Below are 6699 nucleotides of genomic sequence, written 5' to 3'. Positions count from 1 at the left end.
GCCTGGCTGTCAAAAACACTCGATGCGTTTCTAACCCCCTTGATCAACTCGTCGAAAAAGGTGTTTGCTGTACCCGTGAAAGAAAGACCAGAAAGATCTGGAGCCCCTCCTCGACGATGTCCTTCGCCCTGGCCATCATCAAACATCGAAGTTTGATTTCGTAGAATACTGCTAGTACTAAAACTCTCGTTTTCAACCCTTTCCGTGATTTTGTCAACAGCAAAGTTCGCGAAAGCAACAAAGTCCGTGATAATGTTTGTGATGATCATTCTCAAACGGTCCAGATCGTCGTCTCTGACAAATGTAGGGAGCGGTGACGTTGCAAACTTAAACCCGGTAGATTCATCGATTTTCTTTTTCAGTACCGGGATTTCAGTTTGTATACGAGTCGCGAGTTCCACCATAGATCTTTTGTACTCGATCAGTTTATCCATGGCGGTACTCAAACCACTGATCTGGTTTTCGATATTCGAGATGTGCATCGAAAAGACACTACTGTCTTTGTAAGAAGAAGAGTGCATCATCTGGGATAGACCAAGGCTTTGTCTAACTTTGTTCAACCCTCCAACAATAGCCACGATTCTATCGAAGCTGTTATTGTAGAAAATCTCATGCGCCTTACGAGCAGTTTGGAGACGCTCGTTCTCTTTGATGGTGTTTTCCACAAATGCGACAATATCGCGTGTGTTTTTGATTTCCCCATGTGAGAACGACAACCCACCACTAAACCTGGTCCTCAATTGATCGATAGCCGTGATAGTTTGTGACAAACAATCTCGTGACACTTTGAACTCTGCCAACACCTTGTGATGTTCAGTTCTCAGATTCTCGAATTCAGGATTGTCGCGACTGTTTCTTCCAGTGAGTTCCCCGGTGAGTTCGGAAATCGTATCTTCCATTATCATCATCTTCCCCCTGTTTTCCTCATCACGCTCTGTCAACTTGTCCAAATAAATGGAGATTTCCTGGATTTTCTCCTGGAGTTTGTCGATAAAAGCAGGGATAACCATTCTCTCAAGTTCGTCGCGATCAATCTGCTCGGATTCATTGGTCGATATCGTCAATAGAGAAAGACATGTAGCGTATAGTGATCTTGACAACACCGAAACAGCGTGAAAGTTGTCGGTTAAAGACGAATTGTCAAAAAACTCTGAAGCAGACAACCCGAAGTCTCCAAACAAAACAAGTTGCTCGTGTGTCATAAGATCATGGATCTTCTTGATTGTCGCTAATAGTTGGTCGCGTGAGCCGCTTGGATCAAACTGGATATCGAGCGCTTCGTTTGTCGTCGGGAGGAAAAGAACAATGTTGCCAATCTCTTTTGAAGTTTGATCAATTTGATCCACGAATGACTGTCCGATAACACCAGCCGCTGTTTGTTGTGCCGCGAACTGTCCAATGTCACCGAGTATTTCTCTGATTGTCTCCTTCGGGGGATCTCCACTTGGAGAAGATGACAAAGAAACATTGCTAGACTCTTGTTGAAAGGCCAGTGTTTTGTCAGCCAAGTGACTAACACGGTCACCGAGATCAGAGAGTGTCTTTTGGCCTGGTACCACTAAGCTCTGAAGAGAAGAACCCACTTGATTCAGACCTTCAGCGAGCCCTTCTGCGGATTTTTCCAAGTCCACACTCTTACCTTTCTCCAAATCCAGTGCAACAGCACTGAGCGTCGCCGCTGACTTATTCAATCCAACACCATCAACAGCAGCGGACACATTAGAAACCGCTGACGCGATCACACCAGGACCTCCCGGTGTCAATGCAGCGATCGGTGCTGTACAATTTGGATCAGCGGCCAACGACTCAGACGCGGCCACTTGAATAGCCTTTATCGACACTGCTTTATCGTTTGAATTCCCGGACATTACATCGGCTGTTGATAATGCAGCGTTGGTGATAACCGCTGACAAATGCCCTGTGACGGTACGAGCGATTAGCCCAACTCCGTCGGGTGGATTGTTACCCACAGGATACCCATTTGCGGACGACGAGGGTGGCGACGACGAAGATGATGACGATGAAGATGATGACGATGAAGATGATGACGACGTTGAAGACAATTGTGGTGGGATGAAATACGCCTGTGCCATCGGAGACGCAATATCACTTTGAAGCCCTCCAACCAATCTACGAGCATGGTCAACAATGTTATCATACATCGCGAAATAACCATCGTCCAATTCGAGATAATCCCCAAACCCATAGATGACTTGTTTCGCGTCTTTAAACGCTGAAGAGAGCATTTTTCGTGCTTCTGGTGTAGCCCCCTCGTATTCTCTTTCTCCCAGGATCATCTCAATGACTCGTTTCTGCGACAATCTTTCGTTCCCCTCGTCCATCATAGCGATTTTGATTCTTCGAAAAAGACCCATTGCGATCATGACAAACAACACATCACCAACTTTCAGAGCTCCTTCCTGTCCACAACTTCTTTGTAGAAATGTATTGATAGCTGTCGCAAGACTCGTTCTAACGTCGATGTTAGAAATAAATTCGCGACATCTCACATTCTGATCTGATAACGAGGAAGATTTCATTGATTCCAACATCCCTTTCCAATTTCGAATTGATGACAAAGCCAGCAGGGGGACGTAATACTTGTAAGGGCTTTTCAAGTTTTCGGACGATTCTTTGATGACTTGGAGAGGATCAATCAACGCTTGTAGTCTCAACGTCGTAAACACGGTATCCGTGAGGTTTTCAACAAACGTACTGTTTCTTTTCGTTGCTGTTGATACGGCTTTGTCATATTGTTCTCTGGCGAATGTCAAATCCCCGACAACGGCTGAAAAGTCCAAACTCGATTTCGGGTTGTATGAATTGTCACCGGATGCGTTCGCGACTGTGGAAAAACGATTCATGATAGAAGCAAAGGCTTGTTGAGTATCGAGAAAGTTGAAATCAACCTTTTCTGTAAAAAACGATAACGAAAGTGAATGCAGTCTCGATGCAAGAAGTTCGTTTTCCGCATCACCGATGTTTCTTGTCAATGATCCAAGGCCCATAGAGGACAAGAGAGTTTTGGCGTTTGTGTAAACTTGCATTGTCGTCAACGTGCAAAAAGCAGCAATTGATGTAACACTCGCTGTTCCCTGGAGGATCGATACAGCTGATTGGAATGGCAAAAGATTCACTGTCGGAATCTTCTCCTTCGTGACAAATGCGAAAAACGATACCAACACGGCTGATAATGAATCGTAGAGACTGTCAACAGTAGCTTCCTCTTCTCCCCGTCCTCGTACAATTGACGAAAAAACAGCGACTGTGAAATCGTGTATGACCAGGAGATACACAGGCAAAAACGCAAAAAGAAGAGAATTCTCCACGTCGATAAACTGAAGTCCGCTGAGAATCTTTTCACCCGAAGCTCCATCAACAACTCGAGCACCCTCCATGATCCTTGTCCCGTTCTTCGTGTACGGCAGAAACGTGAATGTCAAAAACACCCTGAGTGGCCCAATCAAACTTCCATATCCGAGTTCAATGTTTGTCCCGTTCATATAAGTGGAGAACGGATGATCACTATGATCACTGATCTCGATCGTTTTCTTTGGTTTGTTGGTCGATTTCGTTTTCTCAAACATCTCGTCCAGGCGAGGCTTGATCAAATCTTGAAAGACTGACGATTCCGGGAGTGCCATTCCTGGGATATTCCAAGTCGCCATCCCCGCGACAAATCCAACAACTCGATAGAAATAGCCTTTATCGACGAATCCGTGGTGGTATGTCTTGTAATCATCAAGGAATGTGTTGAGGATATGGATTGACCCCGAGTACTTTTCTCTATGTGAATGTGCAGTGTACATCCTCGCGAAAAAAACGTAGAGAAAAAATTCATCAATCGGGACAACGGTAAAAAGCAAAGCGAACAGGCCAATGGAATCGACGTCAGAATTCTTTGCTGTTTGAGGATAGATGTTATCAAGACCATCGTCTCTTATTGATAAAGATCTCAAAATCCTTGTGTAGATTTTGTGTGCGTGATGAGCCATGGACTTCGAGTCATCGTCAAACACTGTATCGTCATTGTGTGAAAAACACGCGGAGAGATGGATCAGGTAACTGACATTCACGTTGGAGTATTGCAAAGCATCCAACGTCTTCTTATCCGCGGTGAAGCCTGCATTCACTTTCAAATCCGATCTGTGTTTAACATACGAAAACGCTGTGAACGCGACGCTGAAATCTTTGAAAAATCTATTCCAAAGATCTTTCCGGATGATTGTAAAAGGTTCGACTTTCGTAATTTTCGTGTTTCGGTAGTCGACCACAGTCGCGCGATTCTGATCATCCGTAAGCCTAAACCCATTCCGTGTCATACTCACACAAATCTCGTTGAATTTGGAGTATAACAAGAGCCCTGCCTTAAAGTACACGGCTCTGTACGCGTGTAACAAGCAACTTCGTCTCGGGTCAAAGTATTCAAGGGGCTTCAAACCTTCGTACAAAAAAACCCCCCTCGCTTTAACATCAATAAACTCTTTGAGCCAGACACAGCACTGATCAAGAAACACAGCATTGTACGCAACAAGATCGAAGACCGGGATCGCGCAAAATCGAATACTCGACACCGCTTTCAAGTAAGCAACGTTCGTGAAAGCGTTTCTTTCTGAAGTATGGACAACAAGAGAACCAAGTTTTGTCCCAAGATCAAAGTTTCTATTGATCAATCTCTGACAAATCGCGCTTATTGTCAGGCTCGTGTTATCCAATGAAACAGGTGGAGTTGACGCCCCGAGATCAGACTGAATTCTCGCCGAGCCCGTTCCAACCTTATCCATAAGTTTGAATACGTATTGAAAAAGACCATTGGGATCAATAAACCTTTCATCCGATGATGATGACGAGGCTTCCTGCTCTCGTTCTGTAATGGTCGTGAACGGTCTTTTGTTCGTTTCTGCTTCTTGACGTTCTTCCAAAGTAGGGGCTACAGGAAGACTTTGTGACGCACTGGCTCTGATTCTCTTAGTAGTCTCGTCATGGGCAACTCGGTTTGGAGTAGGGGGGCGGTTTATGGTGATATCCGTGTCATCGGTCGGCTTTTCACTCTCTGAAACTTTGGCTCTTTTTCGCCCAACTGTTTCGAGCTCGCCTGTGTCATCTTTTTGACTTGTCTCGCCCTTGTCCTTGTCCGGTTCTTTTGCTGTTCTTTTCTTCGCTGCGGCCTTTTTCCCGCTACCCCCTGAACTCATCTCTCGAAGAAAACAAAAAATGAGCACACAATGTTTATTTTTTGGCTCTCATGATTTCTTTGGGGTCAATCACGGGACGGTGTCTTTTAACACCCACACTGGGAGTCTGCTCGAGATCAGTATCATCATCATCGACCGTCTCCGGGAAGCGATCATCTGTCGCGGCAGTTTCCTGGTGCATGATCGCGCCGATGCGCGGACATTTCAATCCCAGGCGCCTTTCCTCTGCACCCCCTGCCTCATTCTTAACAGATGAAGGGGTCTCGATGTATGCACGCACTGTCTCGTGATCAGCCGGGAGAGCAGCTGGTAGGACGTGCGGATTCTTGAATCCTTTGAGCTTGAGGTAGTGAGCGATACCGTCCTTGTTGATATGCATGTACTCCCTAAAGCACGCTTCATAGTGAACCGTGATCATCGCATGGACGTGGAGAGCGGCATGCCCAGGGGTATGCTGGGATTCGTACTTGAACTCTCGCTCGATGGATCTGATGCGCCGTAATGCCGCCATCTCCCATTCAGGCCCTTTCTTTGTTGGATCAGGCCTCTCGCCAATGGGTGTAAAAACCCTGGGCTGGAAGATCGTCTTCAGTTTCGACAAAGATCCTTCGTCGTTGCCAACGATGTTAAAAAGACCCTCGAAGACAAGGAAGACGAGCTTTGCCGTATCCCATCCGAAAACATCATCTCTATGCTCCGGTGGGACTTGACAGTCGTTGAAGACAATCGTCACAAAGAAGACGTTCGAGTTTCTTTTGTAGTAGTTTGGCGGCGCGAATGAATCGAAGAATGTCCGAGACCTCGTGAATTGTCCAACGGTGTTGTTCATATCCGCCTCCCGTTGTCTCAGTTCATTTGAGACCTCTCTCGCCTTAGAATTCTCTTTGTCCTTCTTCTCTGCGAGGAGTTTCATCATATCTTCCCGTGGGAGATTCATAAGGAGTTGTCTGATCTCAGCAAGACTAGGTCCGGAGGCCCTCGTCGGACTCGTCTCAACTCGTTGCACTGTTTCGATATCTCCAGAACCACTGGACCTCGACGAGGACGAGCTCGAACTGACACCAGCAGAACTGAGCATCTCCTGTTCGATTTCATCGCTTTCATCAAACAAAGCCTGTGGCTGAAAAGACGTTTTCTCTCGCAGAATCGGTTTCAACGTGATCACTTTTTTCTTCGTCTTGTCCATGTCGCACGCGCTCCTGTGGTTGTTTGTTGTGATGTTTCTGTCCGGGGCGAACGCTTTTAACCTTGCGCCAGATGTCCCACCTCATACAAGTGAGGCGTACCACGTGACATACAACCCACCAATCACCTCGAAGTCTCAGATTCCAGCCAATACCGTCGCAGGAGCCCTTGATACTTTGTTGTCCAATGTTACGAGACACCAGGTCGCAAGTGGAACGAGTCCCCACGTGTCGGTTTTCAAGGAGATGGTCTACACGCCACCTATCGCACCTGGTGACACAGGTATTGCCACACATGTGCTGAGGACGCTGCAAGGAAT

The 6699-nt window shown here is 46.3% G+C and carries 2 protein-coding genes; both read right to left on the bottom strand.

Going from position 1 to position 6699, the window contains the following annotated elements; all coding sequences use genetic code 11:
• The coding region (locus JSU04_17000; GenBank protein MBS1972012.1) for a hypothetical protein at nt 1-5195 on the bottom strand (5195 nt) is incomplete at its 3' end.
• Between the two features lie 34 nt (nt 5196-5229).
• Entirely contained in the window at nt 5230-6381 is a 1152-nt protein-coding gene (locus tag JSU04_16995; GenBank protein MBS1972011.1) for a hypothetical protein, read from the bottom strand.
• Between the last annotated feature and the right edge of the window lie 318 nt (nt 6382-6699).

This window comes from Bdellovibrionales bacterium (assembly GCA_018266295.1).
Lineage (GTDB): Bacteria > Bdellovibrionota > Bdellovibrionia > Bdellovibrionales > Bdellovibrionaceae > JACMRP01.
The sequence above is the reverse complement of the archived record's forward strand: the minus strand, read 5'-3'. Positions and strand labels throughout refer to the sequence as shown.